Origin of the sequence: Motilibacter aurantiacus (genome assembly GCF_011250645.1) — a bacterium.
Taxonomy (GTDB): Bacteria; Actinomycetota; Actinomycetes; order Motilibacterales; family Motilibacteraceae; genus Motilibacter_A; species Motilibacter_A aurantiacus.
In genome coordinates this window covers 36796-54028 of sequence record NZ_JAANNO010000009.1, presented here as the reverse complement: position 1 = coordinate 54028, position 17233 = coordinate 36796, and the positions used below count along the sequence as shown (strand labels likewise).

10 protein-coding genes are annotated in these 17233 nt (G+C 73.8%); 4 read left to right on the top strand and 6 right to left on the bottom strand.

Features of this window, described 5'->3' with window-relative positions; translation table 11 throughout:
* Positions 1–52: 52 nt before the first annotated feature.
* Entirely contained in the window at positions 53–4168 is a 4116-nt protein-coding gene (locus G9H72_RS15625; protein WP_166172743.1) for an immunoglobulin-like domain-containing protein, read from the bottom strand.
* A 391-nt stretch (positions 4169–4559) separates the two neighbouring features.
* The gene (locus tag G9H72_RS15620) at positions 4560–6710 is read right to left on the bottom strand and encodes a family 43 glycosylhydrolase (protein WP_166172741.1); all 2151 of its coding nucleotides are present in this window, start codon (positions 6708–6710) and stop codon (positions 4560–4562) included.
* Between the two features lie 307 nt (positions 6711–7017).
* On the opposite strand from G9H72_RS15620, the gene G9H72_RS15615 reads away from it, so the two are divergent.
* Both G9H72_RS15615 and G9H72_RS15610 read left to right on the top strand, forming a co-directional pair.
* Positions 7018–8088, top strand: coding sequence for a polysaccharide deacetylase family protein (locus G9H72_RS15615; protein ID WP_166172739.1), 1071 nt, complete (start codon positions 7018–7020; stop codon positions 8086–8088).
* 124 nt (positions 8089–8212) lie between these two features.
* Positions 8213–8683 carry a MarR family winged helix-turn-helix transcriptional regulator gene (locus tag G9H72_RS15610; protein ID WP_166172737.1) on the top strand — a complete coding sequence of 157 codons (471 nt, stop codon included), beginning with the start codon at positions 8213–8215 and terminating at the stop codon, positions 8681–8683.
* Positions 8684–8692: 9 nt separating this feature from the next.
* Here the strand turns inward: G9H72_RS15610 and cydD are convergent, their stop codons facing one another.
* Genes cydD through G9H72_RS15595 form a run of 3 tightly spaced genes read right to left on the bottom strand, consistent with a single transcriptional unit; the run spans position 8693 to position 14478 of the window.
* A complete protein-coding gene (cydD, locus tag G9H72_RS15605) occupies positions 8693–12028 on the bottom strand; it encodes a thiol reductant ABC exporter subunit CydD (RefSeq protein ID WP_166172735.1) in 3336 nt (1111 codons plus the stop codon).
* Positions 12025–13050 (bottom strand): cytochrome d ubiquinol oxidase subunit II, encoded by a 1026-nt coding sequence (cydB, locus tag G9H72_RS15600; protein ID WP_166172733.1) that lies wholly within the window; start codon positions 13048–13050, stop codon positions 12025–12027. The genes cydD and cydB overlap by 4 nt, the downstream gene beginning before the upstream one ends.
* 15 nt (positions 13051–13065) lie before the next feature.
* Positions 13066–14478 carry a cytochrome ubiquinol oxidase subunit I gene (locus tag G9H72_RS15595; RefSeq protein ID WP_166172731.1) on the bottom strand — a complete coding sequence of 471 codons (1413 nt, stop codon included), beginning with the start codon at positions 14476–14478 and terminating at the stop codon, positions 13066–13068.
* 144 nt (positions 14479–14622) lie between these two features.
* Here G9H72_RS15595 and G9H72_RS15590 point away from each other — a divergent pair, with 144 nt between their 5' ends.
* Complete coding sequence (locus G9H72_RS15590; RefSeq protein ID WP_166172729.1) at positions 14623–15012, top strand: BlaI/MecI/CopY family transcriptional regulator; 390 nt, start codon at positions 14623–14625, stop codon at positions 15010–15012.
* Entirely contained in the window at positions 15009–15902 is an 894-nt protein-coding gene (locus G9H72_RS15585; protein WP_166172727.1) for a M56 family metallopeptidase, read from the top strand. Before G9H72_RS15590 ends, G9H72_RS15585 begins: the two co-directional genes overlap by 4 nt.
* Here the strand turns inward: G9H72_RS15585 and G9H72_RS15580 are convergent, their stop codons facing one another.
* Positions 15903–17135 carry an EAL domain-containing protein gene (locus G9H72_RS15580; protein ID WP_166172725.1) on the bottom strand — a complete coding sequence of 411 codons (1233 nt, stop codon included), beginning with the start codon at positions 17133–17135 and terminating at the stop codon, positions 15903–15905.
* Positions 17136–17233 lie beyond the last annotated feature (98 nt).

Below are 17233 nucleotides of genomic sequence, written 5' to 3'. Positions count from 1 at the left end.
GGTCGAGCCGGGCTCCGGGGCACGGCGGCCGCAGGGCGACCGGTGCGTCAGCTCACCGGATCAGGGCGTCGAGCACGGGGAGCAGCACCGCGCGCGCGGAGTCGCTGACCTTGCTCGGCGAGGCGCCGGCGAGCATCGCGCGGGCCGACCGCAGATGCGTCTGCTGCACGCTTCCCTCGGCGCGGGCCGCGTCCGAGAGCTGTTGCTGCAGGTCGGCCGCGAGGCCGGCGGCGAGCTGCCCGCCGTCCAGCAGCGCGGCGGCCCGCACCTGAGCCTCGGCGATCCCGGTGGGGTCACCGAGCCACAGCTCCAGCTGCTCGAGCAGCGCGGACCGTGCCGCGGCCGAGACCTTGCTCGTGCGGGCCGCGACGAGCAGGTCGCGCAGCGCCCGGGCCTCCACCTGCACCGCTGCGGGGTCCTGGCCCTGCTCGGCCTGCTGCGCGCGGTCGATGACCCGCTGCAGGTCGCGCCCGAGGCTCGCCGTCAGGTCGCCCCGGCCGACGGCACCAACGACCGCCGCGTCGAGCCCGGCGGCCGGCGGCAGCAGCCGGACGGACGCGCTGCCCTGCGAGCCGTCGAGGATCTCGAAGCCGAGGAACTCGGCCGTGACGGTGGAGGCTCCCGCCGGTAGGCCCGCGGGCAGCTGTACCGAGGCCTTGCCGTCGGTGAGGTACGCCGTCTGCGACCAGTCCCCGGCCGAGAACCGGACCTGCCCGCCGGTCTCGAAGGTGTCGGCCGCGCGGACCGTCGCCGTCACGGTCGGCCGGCTGCCCTCGAAAGCCACCGGCGCCACCGTGACCTCGGTGGTCGTGGCCACGTCACTGTTCGGGATCCCGCGGATGGAGTTCCACTCGCGCAGCGTGATCGGAATGACGGTGCCGTGACGCGGCCGCGGGACCCCCGCGTTGGTCATCGTGATCGGCTTCGCGTCCCAGGTCGGCGCCTCGATGTTCTCCTCGCACGCGGCCTGGTAGCCGCCGCCGTTCGTGTAGCGGTCACCCCACAGGTAGAACTGGCCGGGGCAGGCGGTGTCGCCCGGGTTCGCCTCGAAGATGATCGGGCCCTCGTAGCCCTGGTTCGCCACCCACGTCGTGCGGCCGAGGGCCGGGGCGACGAGCTGCCAGTTGTTGATGTTGCTGTCGAGGAAGTCGGTGTGCTTCTCCGAGAAGATGTCCGAGCCGGCGTTGCCGGCCTCGTTCTTCGTGACGCGGTAGTAGTAGTCGCCGACCTTGATCGCGGTCGTGTCGATGCGCGACTGCGGGAACGGGTTCTGCCAGACCTTGGGCTCCGAGAAGGTCTGGAAATCGCGCGTGATGTTGTACCACATCTGCGCGTTCCCGGGGTTGGTGCGGTTGACCGGGTCGTTCCACAGCGACTGCGCCCAGAAGACGACGTACGCGCCGATCTCCTCGACCCACAGCGACTCCGGGGCGAACGCGTTGCCCGCGTTCTCCGGCGCGACCTTGACGTGGCGCTGCGGCGTCCAGTTCACGAGGTCGTGCGACTCGAAGACCTCGATGTACTGCGTGTCGTTGATCTCGTAGCCGCCCTGGTCGTACCAGTTCAGGTCGGTGGCGATCATGTAGAACGTGTCGCCGTCGGGAGACCGGACGATGTGCGGGTCGCGCAGGCCCTGGTCGCCCAGCTGGGAGATGAGCGACGGGCGCCCGCCGGTGAGGCCGGTCCAGTCCAGCGCCGTGTTGCCGTTGGAGGTGGCGAACATGATCTGCTCGCCGTCGGCGATGTTCTCGCCCTTGAAGTAGCCGAGGAAGTAGCGCTCCTTCTCCTCCCAGCGCGGCAGCGGCTTGACCGTGACGGGGAACGACTTGGTCTGCGAGGCCGACCCCTTGGTGATGGTCGCCGTCAGGGTCCCGGTCACCGCGGGACGGCCGTACGCCGGCCGGGTCACCTCGCCCGTCGGGCCGACGAGGTCGGTGGTCGACGTCCAGGTGATCGTCGAGCCGAACTCGCCGGTCGCCGGGAGGTCGATGTTGCCCCGCACGTCGTCGGTCTTGTAGAGGTCGAGGTCGAACGTGTCGCGGTCGACCGCCTGCGCGTCGTCGAACTGCGCCTTGACGGTGACGGGGATCTGGCGCGTGGTGACGCTGTCCGTGCCCTTGCGCACCGTCGCCGTGAGCACGACGGTCGCGTCGGGCTGGCCGAGCGCCGGGCGCGTGACCCGGCCCGTCACCTGCACCTTGCGGGCGCTGTTGGTGGCCGGCGGTGTGTACACCGACACGACCGAGGGGTCCGAGCTGGCCCACGTGATGGACGAGCCGGCCACCGAGCCGACCTTCGGGAGGACGATGTCGCGCACGATGGCGCTCGTCAGGCCGAGGTCGATCGCGGCCGCGTCGGCGCGTACGCCGGCCTCGACGCTCGCGTCGGACAGCGCCAGCGCCTCGTCGAGGCTGACCGCGCGGTCGTAGACGCGGAAGTCCTTGAGGATGCCGCGGAAGGAGTAGTGGCCCGCGACCTGCGACCGCGCGAGGAAGTTGCAGTTGGTCCCGGCGGTGACGTTGACCGACGGCGGCGTGGTCAGGTTGGTGACCTGGGCCTGGCGGACGCCGTCGACGTAGACCGTGCCGGTCCAGCTGGTGCCGTTGGCGTTCAGCGACTGGGTGTACGTGACGTGCTTCCAGGCGCCCTCGAGCAGGTGGCTGGGTGCGGCGGCCATGACGTTCTGGCTGCCGACACCGACGCGGAAGCGAAGGCCCGGTCGAGGGGCGGTGTTCGACGCGAAGATCGAGCCCTGCGCTCCGGTGTCGACGTCGCAGCTGCCGGACTTGCTGCCGAAGCTCCACATCTGGTGGTCGCCGACGTTCGCCGGGTCGACCCACACCTCGTAGTCGACCGTCAGGTTTGTCATGCTGGCGGTGAGGTCGTTCGGCAGCCGCACGTGCGCGCCCGTGAGCGAGTCCTCGTAGGAGCTCGGGTTGAACCGCACGCCGTCACCGGTCAGCTCGGCCTTCTGCGGGTTCACCAGCGTCGCGTCCGCCGCCGACCCCGCACTACCGGAGTTGTGGAGCACCGTCCCGCTCGTCTCGTCGAGCTTGAAGCGGTGGACCAGCCCGGCGGTGAGCTCCTGCTCGGTGAGCGCGGCGCGCTTCTTCACCGTGACCGGGAAGTCCTTCGTCCCGGTGAGGCCGCGGTGGGTGACCGTCGCGGTGAGCGTGGCGGAGGCGTCGGCCGCGTCGGCAGCGGGGCGGGTGACCCGGCCGGTCGCCGTGACGGCCGCGGGGTTGCTGCTGGTCCAGGTGAGCCCGGGTGCCGTCGGCAGGACGAGGTGCTCGCGGACCGCGCTGGTGTCCCCGAGTGTCACCCCGGCCAGGATCTCCTGCAGGTTCCCGGGAGCCGTGGCCGCGGACAGCTCCTGCACCCGCGCAGGGGCGAGGGCTGCGGAGTAGACGCGGAAGTCCTTGACCGTCCCGGCGAATTGACGGACCGTGCCGGAGGTGACGTTCGACCGGCCGATGTACGACGTCGGCGAGGTGATGTCAGCGGGCTTGAGCGTGAGCCCGGAGTTGATGCCCACCAGCGCGCCGTCCTCGTACACCCGCAGCTCGCCCGGCGCGGAGGCGCTGCCGCCCTTGACCGTCACCGCGACGTGCTTCCACACGTTGCGGGCCAGCCCTGCCGGCCCGGCCGCGGTCTGGGCGGGGGTGCCGGGGCCGGCGATCGCTGCCTGGTGGCGGACCGTCGTCGAGTTGTTGTCGCCGGGGGAGGAGACGAGGTAGCCGCCGTTGTCGGAGTTCTGCCCGAACGCCGCGACGGGGCCGCCCGCGGCCGTGCCGGAGGCCAGCACGTCGTACGCGATGGTCACGTCGGACAGGCCGGCAAGGAGGGCATCGGGCAGCTTGACCGCGGGGAAGGCGTTGAGGTTGGTGCTGCTGCCACCCGGCAGGCGCAGGCCGCGCCCGTTCTGCCAGGCCGCGGTGCCCGTGTTGTTGACGATGACGGCGTCCTTGCCGTTGCCGGACGCGTCGTGCACGGTGCTGCCGCTCGTCTCGTCGAGCGGGTAGTGGACGACGAGGCCGTCCTCGGCGGCGAGGGCCGTGTCCGCTGTGGCGACCGTCGCCGCCAGCCCGGACGCGCCGAGCGCCAGGGCCGTGGCCGTCGCCAGGAGGCGGGAGCTGCCGGGTCTCCGGCGGGAAGTCGTTCGGGTCATGGGGGTCGCATACTCCTTCGTATGTCCCGGGTGCAGCCCGCTGTCCGTCGTCAGCGGTGAACTGCCGTGGGGCGGAAGGCGAGAGGGCCGAGTCCGACCGGTCCCGTCGCTGCCGCACTCCTCCTTGTCTGGCCAGCTGCGGAGCGCCCTCGCACAGGCGCTCCGCGTCGGATTCTGTTATCGCTCACAACCGCCGGCGTCCCGGGTCCAGGGGCACCGGCGCGGCCACGCTAGAGGCGCCTCGAACGCAGTGGCAATGGGTAGCGAAAGTTTTCGTTGTTGCCTCCGACAAATCGTTGTCGGAGGCACCCGTGGCCGGGTGGACGGGCCATTGCCCGTCCATCCGGCCACGGGGTCCCCGGGTCGCCGTCGCCGGGTCAGGGCCGCCGGGTCAGGGCCGCAGCCAGGGAGCGAGCTCGTCGAGCAGGGCCGTCTTGGCGGTGGCTCCGATCTTCGCCGGCCGCGCAGCCAGGACGACGTCCCGCAACTGGGTGAGGAGCGCGCGCACCTGCTGGTCGTCGCCGCCGGCCTGCGCCGTACGGGCGTCATCGAGGTAGGCGCGCAGGTCGCGCGCCACGCTGCGCTGCAGGTCGCCCGCGGCGACAAGGGCGTCGAGCGTGGCGTAGAGCGGGTCGAGGCTCAACCCGTGGGTGAGGTCCATCATCCCCTTCGACGCGGTCAGCGTGTAGTTCTCGCCGAACACGTTGAGCTGCAGGATCCCCACCTTGACGTTCTCGGTCGTCCCGAGGATGCGCACCCGGATCGCGTGCGTGAAGACCCGGTCGAACGGCAGGTAGTCGACCGGGAGGGCGGTGGTGTTCTGGCTCTTGTCCACGAGCGGCGCCCATGCGTTGGCGTTGATGTCGAAGAACTCCACCGTGTACTTCACGGCGTTCCTCGCCGTGAAGGCCTGCCCGAGCTCCTTCCAGTTGATCTGGATCGCCGAGACGTGGAACGCGTTGCTCAGGCCCACGACGAAGGTCGGCGACGGGTCGCCGTCGCGCGGCTCCCACCAGGTGCTGAACGTGCGGTCCGTGGCGTAGTACGGCGTGCGCCCGGGCGCGTAGCTGCTGGCCCAGTAGGCGTACGAGTTCGTGGCGAGGTTGTAGAGGCCGGCGTCCCGGCTGGTGTTGCCCGCCGGGGGCTGTGCGGCGGGCGACAGCTGCGGCGTGTTCGTGATCCGGCAGGAGATGTTGCCCCTGTCGTCCACCTCGCAGATGTCGATCCCCATCCGGCGCTCGAAGATCTCCTCGTACGCGATGACGTAGGTGTAGAAGAAGACGAGGTTGCCGTCGGCGTCCTGGACGAAGCTGCCGTGGCCGGCGTCGGGGTAGAGCGAGCTCGGGAAGTTCCCGCCGATCTCCTGGCCGATCGGGTTGTTCGCCTGCGGGACGAAGGGGCCGAGGGGGCCGCCCGTCGACTTGTAGACGCCGGTCGAGTACGTGGTGTGCTCGGTGCCGCCGGACGCGACCTGGATGTAGTACTGCTGGCCGATCTTGAAGAGCTGAGAGCCCTCGACGTAGCCCAGGTTGTACATCTGCTTGCTGTCGCCGAGGTGCATCCACTCCTCGTGCGGGTCGAAGTCGACGACCACGACGGGCTCGCTCAACAGGCGAGTGGGGTTGTTCGGGTCGAGCTCGACACCCATGATCGGCGCGCCGATGTTGTAGGAGAGGAAGAGCCGGTTGGTGTCCTCGTCGAGGAAGAACTGCACGTCGCCGGGGCTGAGGGTCTGGCCTCCGGGCCGGGTGAACCGGCCCAGCTGCGTCCAGGGGCCCGTCGGGCTGTCGGCGACGTACACCGGCGAGTTGTTGCCGGCGAGGTAGTACTTGCCGTTCACCCGGACCGCCGTGGGAGCGGTCGGCCCGATGTTCATCTCGTGCATGGTCCAGTTGATGTAGTCCGTCGTGGAGTACACCGCCCGGTTGCCGTTCTGCATGCTGCCCGAGAGGTAGAGCCAGATCGTCCCGTCGTAGTTGACGGCCGAGAAGTCGGCCATCGTGCGGAAGGCGTTCTCGCTCAGGACCCGGAACCCGGTCCTGGCGCGGCCGACGAGGTTGCGGCCGTCCGCCTCGACCCACTGCTCCTTCGCGAGGATCGGGAGCATCTGCGTCGAGTTGATGCCGGCGTCGGTGGCAGGCAGCGTGCTGGGCGTCCTGCGCACCTCCATCCACGGCAGGTTGATCGGGTTCACGTACGTCTTGCTCATGTCGACAGGAGCCGTCGCGTACTTCGGCTGCAGGCGGGTGCCGACGGTGGTGTGCAGCGGCGCGGCCTCCGCCGGGGCCGCCTCGAGGGCGAGTGGCACGGCGGCGGCGGCCGCCCCCACTGCTGATGCGCGCAGGAACGCGCGTCGCCCCATGCCGTTCGGGATGTCGTTGTCCATGAGCTCCTCCGACGTCGTCGTTGTCGTGGTGGGCGTGGTGGTGGGCGTGGTGGTGGGCGTGGTGGTGGGGGTACTGCTCCGCGTCGCGCGCCGTGGTAGCCGCGGCCGCTTGCGGTGCGGAGCCGCGTCAGGGTGCACGACGAGGGCGCCGGGCAAGCGCTGTGAGCGTTCACACGAACTGCGCTTCACCCGTGTCTTCGCGCGAGCGGGATCGCCGACGCCCGGCCGCTGTGGACGGCCTCGGGACGCGGTGCTGCCTCCGGTGTGCGAACCGGGGTACAGCGCGCTTTCGTCGCGGGGCCGAACTTAACCGCGGCTCCGGACAGCGTCAAGGGCCGCACGAAGCGGCGGGGTCGACCGGCGTTCGTCCAGATCTGGCCCGTTGACGGCCGGAATGGCGCTCTCGTAGGTTGCGGGAGACGTCGGCCCACTCGCCGCCGTCGTCGTCCTCGCGGAGGCTTCGATGAAGAAGCTCGTCCTCGCCGCCGTGTCGGCAGCGGCCCTGAGCGCCGGTGCCCTCGTCTCGCTCCCCACGGCCGCCGTCGCGGTCGACGAGGTGTGCCCGAGCGGGACCGTCGGCCTCGTCTTCGACGACGGGCCGTCGAGCTACCGACCGCAGACGCTGCGCGTGTTGCGCGAGAAGCTCGTCCCCGCCTCGTTCGCGGACATCGGGATGCGCGTCGCGGCCAACCCGCACATCACCGAGTTCGAGGTCCGCGAGGGCCACTCGGTCATCAACCACTCCTACCGCCACGTCAACATGGGCCAGCTCGCCCCGGCGGACATGCGACGCGAGATCCTCGCGGCCGAGTCCGTCATCCTGGGCTCGGGCGCGACCTTCGCCTTCAAGGGCTTCCGTGCTCCGGGCGGGTCCGGCAACGGCGCCCCGCTGCGCCAGGCGATCGCCGATGCGGGCTACGTCAGCGTCCCGTCCAACCTCGGGGGGAACGACTTCCGCGCCGAGACCACCGCGACGACGATCCGCGACGCGATCCTGAACAACCTCTCACCCGACCGGATCCTGCTGTTCCACGACGGCCCGATCGACACCCCGGCGGGCGCGGCCGTGCAGGAGGCCCTCCCGCAGGTGCTAGACGGCGTCCGGGCGCGCGGCTACTGCTTCGGCGTCGTCAACGCGGCGGGCCAGGTGGTCCCGGGCCGGCTCAGGCCGTCGGCTCAGCCGATCCCGGCGATCGTGAGCCCCGTGCCGTACAAGCCGCTCCTCTTCGCCGGCGACCCGCCGCAGACGCCGCCGCAGCCGTACGCCATCGTCCGGGGCGAGTCGGTGCGCCACCTGTCGGTCGACGTGGCCGACCTCGTCGCGGCGGGCTCGGTCGTGCGCAGCCTCGCCCGCGACCTCGGCCGCCTCGTCGAGCAGGGCGAGCAGGCCCAGCTGTGCGGGAACGTCGACGCCCAGCGCCGGCGCCTCCGGGAGATCCGCGCCCTCGTGCAGTCGGCCCGGTCGAGCAAGATCGACGACGCGGGACGAGCGGCGCTGCTCGCCCAGGTGGACCGGATGCTCGTCGGCATCTGACGCCCGCGACGCCCCTGAGCGGGGGGTCGAGCGTCGCCGCGTCGTGCGCCCGTCCGGCGCGTGCCATGGCAGGGTGGGCTCACCGCGAACGCTGCGGTGGACCAGGCACGAGAAAGGGCGTGGCATGACCGGAGCCAGTGACACCGAGGGCACGGCCCAGCGCACCGGTCACGTCGGCGTCGAGCAGGAGCTCACCGTCCTGCTGCGCCGGGCCCGCGGGACCTCCCAGGAGTTCGCGCGCCAGATCCACCCGGAGCTCGAGAACGACGCGTACGGGCTGTTGATCCGGCTGGACCAGGTGGACGGGGCGCGCGGCACCGACCTCGCCGCCTTCTTCGGCGTCGGCAAGCCGACGATCAGCCGGCAGGTCGCCACCCTGGAGAAGCTCGGCCTGGTGGAGCGCCACCCGGACGAGACCGACGGCAGGGCGACGGTGCTCAAGATCACCGAGGACGGGCGCGCGCGCATCCGGCGGATGAGGGAGGCCCGTCGCGAGTACTTCGGCGAGCTGCTCGCGAGCTGGGACGAGGCCGACGTGAACCTCTTCGCCAAGCTGCTGCACCGCTACAACGAGACCGTCTTCAGCTACCGCTGAGCGGAGAGCTCAGCAGGTCACCGGCTCGTCGGCCACCCGCGGCAGGGCTGCGGGCTGCTCGTGCGGGTGGAGCACCCCGTGCTCGAGCCGGAGGACGGCGTCGGCGGCCTCCAGCCCCTCCGGTCGGTGGGTCAGCAGCAGGACGGTGCGGCCGTCCGCGGCTCCGAGCAGGTCCGTCAGGAGGGCGCGGGCCGTGGGCTCGTCCAGCCCCTCGGTCGGCTCGTCGAGGACCAGCACGGGCAGGTCGGCGAGCAGTGCCCGGGCCATGGCGAGCCTGCGTCGCTCGCCACCGGACAGGGCGCGGCCGCCGTCGCCGAGCTGGGTGTCGAGGCCGCCGGGCAGTCGGGCGTACCAGTCGCCCAGGCGCGCGCGGCCGAGCGCGCGCACCAGTTGGTCGTCCGAGGCGTCCGGCCGGGCCAGCGCGAGGTTCTGCCGGAGCGTGGTGGCGAACACGTGCTCGTCGTCGGACAGGTGCCCGACCCGCCGGCGCACCGCGTCCCCGGGCAGCCGCGCGAGCTCTGCACCGCCCAGCCGCACGCTGCCCGCCGATACGTCGAGCAGGCGCAGCAGCACCGCCCCCAGCGTCGACTTCCCGCTGCCGGACGCGCCGACGACGCCCACGACCGCCCCCGCGGGCAGGTCGAGGTCGACCCCGCGCAGCACCTGGTTCCCGGCCTGCCAGCCGGCGTGGACGCCCCGCAGCTGCAGGTGCGTCCCCGCGGGCAGCGGGAGCGGGGCGGCGGGCTCGGTCGCCGCCGGTGCGGTGCCCAGCACCTCGGCCAGCCGCGCCCGGGCCACCGAGCCGCGCGAGCGGGCCCGCGCCGCCGCCGGCAGCGGGGCGAGCAGCTCGCCGGCGCCCAGAGCGGCGAGGGTCAGCACGGCGTAGGAGGTGCGGGCCAGCTCGCCGGCGACGACGGCCGGCGCGGCCGCGAGAGCCACGGCCGCAGGCAGCAGGCCGGAGCCGGCTCCGACCAGCGCGTCCGCGAGCCCCGCGACGCGGGCGCGGGCACGGGCGGCGCTGTCGCAGGCGCGTCCCGCGGCCTGCACACCGGCCGCAGCCCCGGCCGCCCCGGCCGGCAGCGTCAGCAGGTCGTCGGCACCGTCGAGGGCCTCGAGCACCTCTTCCTGCAGCCGGGCGTCCGCGGCCGCCTGCCGCGCCGCGAGCCGTCCCGCCCCGATGGCCGCGGCAAGGGGCGCGGCCACCCCGGCCAGCAGCAGGAGCGGCAGTGCGGCCGTCGCGGCCGGTGGGCAGATCGCGTACGCCCCGGCGAGCGCGACCGCGCCCGCCACTGCCGTGACCAGCACCGGCTGCGCCCACCGCACCCGCACGTCGGCGCGCGCGTCGACGTCGGCGACGAGCCGGGTCAGCAGGTCACCGCGGCGGGGCACGTGCCGGCCGGGCACGCGGGGCACGAGCTGCGCGTAGACCTCCGACCTCCACTCGGCGAGCCGGCGGAGCGCGACCTCGTGGGTGAGCAGGCGCTCGACGTAGCGCAGGAGCGGCCGTGCGACCGCGGTGCCGCGCACGGCGACGACCGCGAGCGAGAGCGCGAGCACGGGCGGGGACCCGGCTGCACGGGCGATCAGCCAGGACGCGGCCGCCACCAGCCCGAGGCCGGTGAGCGCGGCCGCCACCCCGACGAGAACGGCGAGCAGGTCGCGGGCGCGGTGCCAGCGGTCGGTGACCGGCGCCGCCGGGAGCTGCGCGCCCGCCCCGGTCGTGGTGCGCCGCGGCGCCGGCGGGGCAGGAGCCGGCACGGTTGGCCGCGCGGGCAGGTGCACGACCCGGTCGGCGGCCGCCACGAGCGCCGGCCGGTGCGCGACGGCGAGCACTGCGTACCCGTCGTCGGCGAGCCGACGCAGTGCCGTCACCACACGCGCCTCCGCCGCCGCGTCCAGGTGCGCCGTCGGCTCGTCGAGCAGCAGCAGCTGGGCGCCGCCGCGGGCGGTGAGGAACGTCCGGGCCAGGGCGAGCCGCTGCCGCTGGCCCGCGGACAGCCCGGCGCCCCGCTCGCCGACCCGGGTGTCGAGGGTCACGGGGGGCTCGACCCCTGCGTCGTCCAGCGCCGCCCGGAGCGCCGCCTCGGGCACGTCCGGCCGGCCCGCAGTGACGGCCTCGCGCGCGGTGCGGGCCGCCGGGAAGGTAGGCCGCTGCGGCAGGTACGCGACCCGCTCGGCGCGGGCCAGCTCGCCGTCGTACGCCGACAGCCCCGCGCAGGCCCGTAGCAGGGTCGTCTTCCCCGCCCCGGACGGGCCGGTCAGGGCCACCAGCTCGCCGGGGCGCACGTCGAGGTCCAGGGGGCCGCAGCGGGGGCCGTCGGCGCCTCCGGGCGAGGCGGCCAGCCCGCGCACGCACAGTCCGGGAACCTGCTTCAGGGCTCGCGGGGCACCGGGGCCGCGCGCGAGCACCGCGTCGAGCTCGTCCAGCACGGCGAGCGCGTCCGCGCTGGCGTGGAAGCGGGCACCGACCTCGCGCAGCGGGGCGTAGGCATGAGGAGCGAGCAGGATCACCAGCAACGCTGTTCGCAGATCGAGGCTTCCGTCGACCAGGCGCAGGCCGGCGGAGACGGCGACCAGCCCGACGGAGACGGTCCCGACCAGGTCGAGCGCGGTGGAGGACAGGAAGGCGACACGCAGCACCGAGAGGGTGGAGCGCCGGTGCGCGTCCGTCGCTGCCGCGACCACGCCGGCCTGGCGCTCCGCCCTGCCGTACGCCCGCAGCGTGGCCAGGCCCTGCACGGCGTCCAGGAAGTGCGCGGCGAGCCGGCTCATCGCGTGCCACTGCCGCTCGGCCCGGCGCTGGGCGGTCCAGCCGAGCAGGGCGGCGAAGAGCGGGACCAGCGGCAGGGTGACGGCGACGGTGACCGCCGTCGCAGGGTCGAGCAGGGCCAGAACGGCCACGACGGCGACCGGCAGCACGGCGGCGACGACGAGCGAGGGCAGGTACGCGGTGAACCAGGGCTCCAGGGCCGCCAGCCCGGAGGTCAGCAGGGTCGCGACGCGGGCGACCCCGAGCTGCCCGGCGACCGGGAGGGCCGCCCGCAGCGCCGCCGACCGCAGCTCGCCCTGGACGGCCGTCGCCACCCGGACCGCCAGCAGCTGCTCGGCCCAGCGCACCGCCGCGGCAGCCAGCACCAGCCCGGCCAGCACGGCCGCCGCGGGCAGCAGCCGCGTGGCCGGCGCCGGGAGGCGGCCCGGGTCGGCCACCGGCGACACGAGCCCGACGACCGCGAAGACCTGGGCGACCGCGAGCCCGCTGCCCAGTGCCCCGGTGAGGGCCAGTGCCGCGCTGCCCACCCGCGCGTGCCGGGAGCGGCGGAGCAGCCGCGGGTCCAGCGGCTTCACGAGCGGGCCGCCTGCGACGGGAGCACGGGTGCGACCCGAGGCCCCGCGACGCGCTGCCGGAAGACCCAGTACGACCAGGCCTGGTAGACGAGCACGCCCGGCAGGATCACCACTGCGGCGACGGACAGGGCGCGCAGTGCGTACGGCGAGGCTGCTCCGCCGTGCAGCGTCAGTGACCACTCCTCCGCGAGCGTGCTGGGCATCAGCGTGGGCAGTCTGGAGGCGAAGACGGCCACGACGGCGAGCGCGACCGCGCTACTGCTCGCGGCGAACGTCAGCGCCTCCCGGGCGCGGAGCGCGGCGAGCCCGGCGAGCCCGGCCGCGATGCCCGCCAGCACCAGGAGGCCCGCGCCCGTGGCCAGCCCGGCGAGCGCGGCGGCCAGGCCGACGGCCGGGGCGAGCCTCCCGGCCGCCCGACGTGCGGCCTGCCGCTGCCTCCCCTCGGTGCGCAGTGCGAGGAACGCAGCGCCCTGCAGCAGGCAGGCCGCGACGCCGGCCACCGCCCCGAGCAGGGCGGGGCCGGTGAGCACGAGGCCCAGGGAGCGGCCCGCCCCGGTGCCGCGCACCTCCCCGTCGGGCCCGAGCGGGAGGCCCTGGGCGAGCACCGCGAGCACCGCCCCGAAGAGGGCTGCCGTGGCCAGCGACGCCGCGGCCAGCGCCATGTCGCACCGGGCGCGCCACCGCGGGTCGTCGACCTTGCCGCGGAACTCGAGGGCCACGCCACGGACCGCCAGGGCCAGCAGGACCAGCACCATCGGCAGGTAGAGCCCGGACAGCAGCGAGGCGTACCAGGCCGGGAACGCCGCGAACATGACGCCCACCGCGGCGACGAGCCAGACCTCGTTGCCGTCCCACACCGGGCCGATGGTGCGGACCAGTACGCCGCGCCGCTCCTCGCGGTGCGCGCCGCGCGTGAGCCCGACGAGCATGCCGACCCCGAAGTCGAAGCCCTCGAGGACGAAGAACGCGACCCACGAGGCGATCGCGAGGACAAGCCAGACGGTGGGGAGGTCCAGCGCCATCGAGCGAACTCCGCTTCAGTAGGTCAGGGCCGGGACGGGGGCGTCGTCCCGCTCGGCGGGCGCCGGCTCCTCGGGCGGGAGCCCGGCGTGCAGCAGGCGCTGGACGAGCCGCGCCCAGGCCAGGGCCAGCAGGCCGTACACGAGCGCGAAACCGCCGAGCGAGAGCAGCACCTCGGTCGACGTCAGCCCGAGGGAGACGCCGTCCTCGGTGCGGAAGAGGCCGAACACGAGCCACGGCTGGCGGGCGGTCTCCGTGAAGACCCAGCCGAAGGAGTTGGCGGCCGCGGGCAGCAGAGGGAGGGCGAAGGCGAGGACGGGCACGAGCCGGGAGAGGGCGCGGGGGACGGGGAGCGGCCTGCCCTTGCGGGTCAGCCAGAGGTACGCCGCGGCGAGCGCCGCCGCGGCCAGCCCGACCCCGATCATCAGCCGGAAGCTCCAGAAGGCGACGGGCACCCACGGGACGTAGTCACCGGCGCCGAAGCGGGCGGCGTACTCGCTCTGCAGGTCGCCCATGCCCGAGATCGTCGCGCCGAAGCTGCCCTTGCCCAGGAAGGAGAGCAGGCCGGGGATCTCGAGGCTCCAGCTGGGCTCGTCCTCGCCGGGCGGCGCGTACGCGAAGACGGAGAAGGGTGCCGAGCTGCGCGAGGCGTAGAGCGCCTCGGCCGCAGCCATCTTCATCGGCTGCACGTGCGTCATCACCTTGGCGAGGGCGTCTCCGGTGACCGCGGTGCCGGCGCCGCCGAGGACGGTCGTCCAGGCGCCGAGCCGGCCGAGGGTACGCCAGGCGGCGGTGTCGGCCGGCCGGCGGGACATCCCCCACAGCGCCACGGCCAGCAGCAGCGAGCCGCCGCCCATGAACGCGCCCGCGACGGTGTGCGGGAATGCGGCGAGGTTGACCTCGTTGAGCAGCAGGGCCGAGAAGCTCTCGAGGTGCGCCCGCCCTGCCTCCTCGTCGTAGGTGTAGCCGACGGGGTTCTGCATGAAGGCGTTCGCGGCGAGGATGATGAACGCCGACAGCAGCGTGCCGACCGCGACGACCCAGATGGTCGCCAGGTGGGCGAGCCGCGGGAGCTTGTCCCGGCCGAAGTACCACAGCCCCAGAAACGTCGCCTCGAGGAAGAACGCGAGCATGCCCTCGAGCGCCAGGGTCGGGCCGAAGACGTCCCCGTAGAAGCGGGCGAAGTCGCTCCACCCCAGGCCGAACTGAAATTCCTGAACCAGACCGGTGACCACGCCGACCGCGAACGTCGCCATGAGGATCTTGCCGACGAGGAGGGCGAGGCGCTGGAAGTCGGCCCGGCCGGTCCGGACAGCGGCTGTCTGCAGCACCGCGGTCAGGGTGGAGAGGCTGATCGAGAGCGGCACGAAGAGGTAGTGGTAGAGCGTCGTCACCGCGAACTGGAGGCGGGTGAGCTCGAGGACGTCCATGTCGCTTCTTCTCTCTACGACGAGGCGTAGTACCTACGACAAAGAGTAGTAGCGACCAAGGTCCCTCGTGTTCCTCGACGGCCTGTGTCTCTTGTCTCAGCGCTGTCCGTCGCGGTCAACGACGCTGCGTCGTAGGCTCGGTGCGTGGGCTTGGGAGACCTGGAGCGCGACGTGATGGCGCAGCTGTGGGGCGCGCCCGGGCCGCTCACCGTGCGCGAGGTCCACGAGCGCCTGAGCGCCTCCCGGCAGGCGGCGTACACGACCGTCATGACGGTGCTGCAACGGCTCGCGCGCAAGGGGCTGGCGGTCGAGGAGCGCGCCGAGCGGGCCTACCGCTACTCCCCGGCCGCGAGCCGTGAGGAGCTGGCCGCCGAGCTCATGGTCGACGCGCTGGGCGACGTCGACGAGCAGGCCCGGGCCGCTGCCCTCGTCCACTTCGTCCAGCAGGTGTCGCCGTCGGAGGCGCAGGCGCTGCGCGAGGCGCTCGACGGGCTGGGCCGCCCCCGGGGGCGCCGCGGGAGGCGCGGGGGATGACCGGGCTCTGGCTGGGGCTCCTCGCGCTCGTGCTGGCCGGCCCGGTGCCGGCCGTGCTCGCTCGCGCGCGCTGGACCTGGCAGGTGCCGCGGGCCGCTCTCGTGCTCTGGCAGGCCCTCGCGGTCGCCGCCTTCCTCGCCGCGCTCGGCGCCGGCACGTGGGCCACGACCGAGCTGCTGCTGAACCCGCACGGGCTGCCCGCGGCGGTGGCCGTCGGCGTCGTCACCGGGCTGCTCGGCGGGCGGCTCGCTGCGGCCGGCCTCAGCGTGGCGGTGCGCACCCGCCGCCGCCGCCAGCGCCACCGCGACCTCGTCGACCTGCTGCAGTGCGGCTCGGTGACCTCCGGCGGCTCGGCCGTCCGGGTGGTCGAGGGCCAGGCCTGCTACGCCTACTGCCTGCCCGGCCGCGAGGCCGCCGTCGTCCTGTCCGAGGCGACGCTGGCCTCGCTCAGTCCCGTCGAGCTGGCGGCTGTGGTCGCGCACGAGCGGGCCCACCTGCGCGCCCGGCACGACCTGCTCGTCGAGTTCTTCACCGCGCTGCACCAGGCGTTCCCCCGGCTCGTACGCAGCGGCGCCGCGCTGCAGACGGTGCGGCTGCTCGTGGAGATGCTCGCCGACGACGCCGCCCGCCGCAAGGCCGGGGAGCGGCCGCTGGCGAACGCCCTCCTGGCGCTGAGCGCAACGCCGGTACCCGCGCCGACGGCGTCCGGCACGGTGCTGACGGCCGGTGCCGCGGCCCGGGTCCGTCGCCTCGCCGGCGGCGGGCGGCCCGGTCACCGCGGCCTGTCCGCGCTCACCTACGGCGGCGCCGCCGCCCTGCTCACCGTGCCGACCGCCGCGCTGGTGCTGCCGTGGATGTGGGCGGTCGCGGAGGCGTACGCGCTGCGCTGATCAGGTGACGATCAGAGGACCCGCCTGGCGCGGCACGAGCCCCTCCGCGGCGGGTACCGCACAGGCGTCGACCAGTGCCTCGGGCGGGCCGGGCCGGCCGAAGTGCCACCCCTGCCCGTGGTCCACGCCCAGCGACACGAGCATCGCGGCGTCCTCGGCCGTCTCGATGCCCTCGGCCACGACGACGGCCCCGGCACCGTGGCCGAACTCGGCCAGGGAGCGCACGAGCGAGGTCAGGACCGGGTCGGAGTTGACCCCGTCGACCAAGCTGCGGTCGAGCTTGATGACGTCCGGCGAGGTCAGCACGATGTGCCGGAGCGAGGAGAAGCCGGCGCCGACGTCGTCGATCGCCAGCCGCATCCCGCGGGCGCGCAGCGGGGCGAGCGTCGCCTGCAGGGCCTCGTAGTCCTCCACCGGGTCGTGCTCGGACAGCTCGAGGAGGATCCGGTCGAGGGGGAGCGACCGGAGCAGGGTGGCGCAGCCCTCGGTCAGCAGGGTCTGCGGCGAGACGTTCATCGACACGTACCCGCTCACCACCTCGAGGTGCCGGGCCGCGCCCTGCAGGGCCAGCAGCTCCAGCTCGTGCCCGCGCCCGATGCTGTGGGCCTCGGCGAAGCAGAGGTCGGGCGCCTTGCCCCACTCCCGGGGGAAGCGGCTGAGCGCCTCGGCGCCCTCACGGTGGCCGGTCCGCAGGCTGACGATCGGCTGCAGCACGACGAGCGGGCCGCCGTCGTCCATGACCGGCTGCAGGCGGGCGGCGATCTCCGCGGCGCGTGCCTGCTCCTGGACGCCCGGCTCGAGGATGACCGCCGCCGCGCTGGCCAGGACGTCCATCAGCGACTGGTCGCGCTTGGTCAGCCCCTTGTCCGAGGTCAGCCCTGCTCCGCAGAAGGTGCCGTAGACGGTGCCGTCGCTGAGGACGACCGGTACGGAGACGTAGCTGCGGATCCGGGGGAACCGGGCCGCGGGAAGCTTCATCGCCACGGGGAAGTCCCTGAGGTCGGGGATGACCGCAGGCAGCTTCTTGTCCCTGATCGCCTGGCAGAGGGTCGCCTCCTGGCGCTGCTGGTAGCCCTCCTGGAAGAGGAAGGGCACCGAGGAGTCGACGACCTCCAGGTGCTGGGTCTCGCCGTCCATGCGGGTGAGGAAGGTGACGCTGAGGCCCAGGGCGCCCTTCGCCGTCCGCAGGAGCTCGGCGACCTGCTGCTCGGCCGGTGTGCGTGCCTTGCCCATGTGGCCCCCCGTGTGCTGGCAGGCCGGCGCGGCGCGGGCCAGGAGTCGTCCCGTCCTCTTCGGCGGGCTCGCGGCCCGGCTGTAGCACCCGGCCACCG

Bases quoted from the DNA above. Each gene is read 5' to 3' on its own strand.
- G9H72_RS15610 (WP_166172737.1), top strand. From the start codon at position 8,213: ATGACCGGAGCCAGTGACACCGAGGGCACGGCCCAGCGCACCGGTCAC.
- cydB (WP_166172733.1), bottom strand. From the start codon at position 13,050: ATGGCGCTGGACCTCCCCACCGTCTGGCTTGTCCTCGCGATCGCCTCG.
- G9H72_RS15595 (WP_166172731.1), bottom strand. From the start codon at position 14,478: ATGGACGTCCTCGAGCTCACCCGCCTCCAGTTCGCGGTGACGACGCTC.
- G9H72_RS15585 (WP_166172727.1), top strand. From the start codon at position 15,009: ATGACCGGGCTCTGGCTGGGGCTCCTCGCGCTCGTGCTGGCCGGCCCG.
- G9H72_RS15580 (WP_166172725.1), bottom strand. From the start codon at position 17,135: ATGGGCAAGGCACGCACACCGGCCGAGCAGCAGGTCGCCGAGCTCCTG.
- G9H72_RS15615 (WP_166172739.1), top strand. From the start codon at position 7,018: ATGAAGAAGCTCGTCCTCGCCGCCGTGTCGGCAGCGGCCCTGAGCGCC.
- G9H72_RS15625 (WP_166172743.1), bottom strand. From the start codon at position 4,168: ATGACCCGAACGACTTCCCGCCGGAGACCCGGCAGCTCCCGCCTCCTG.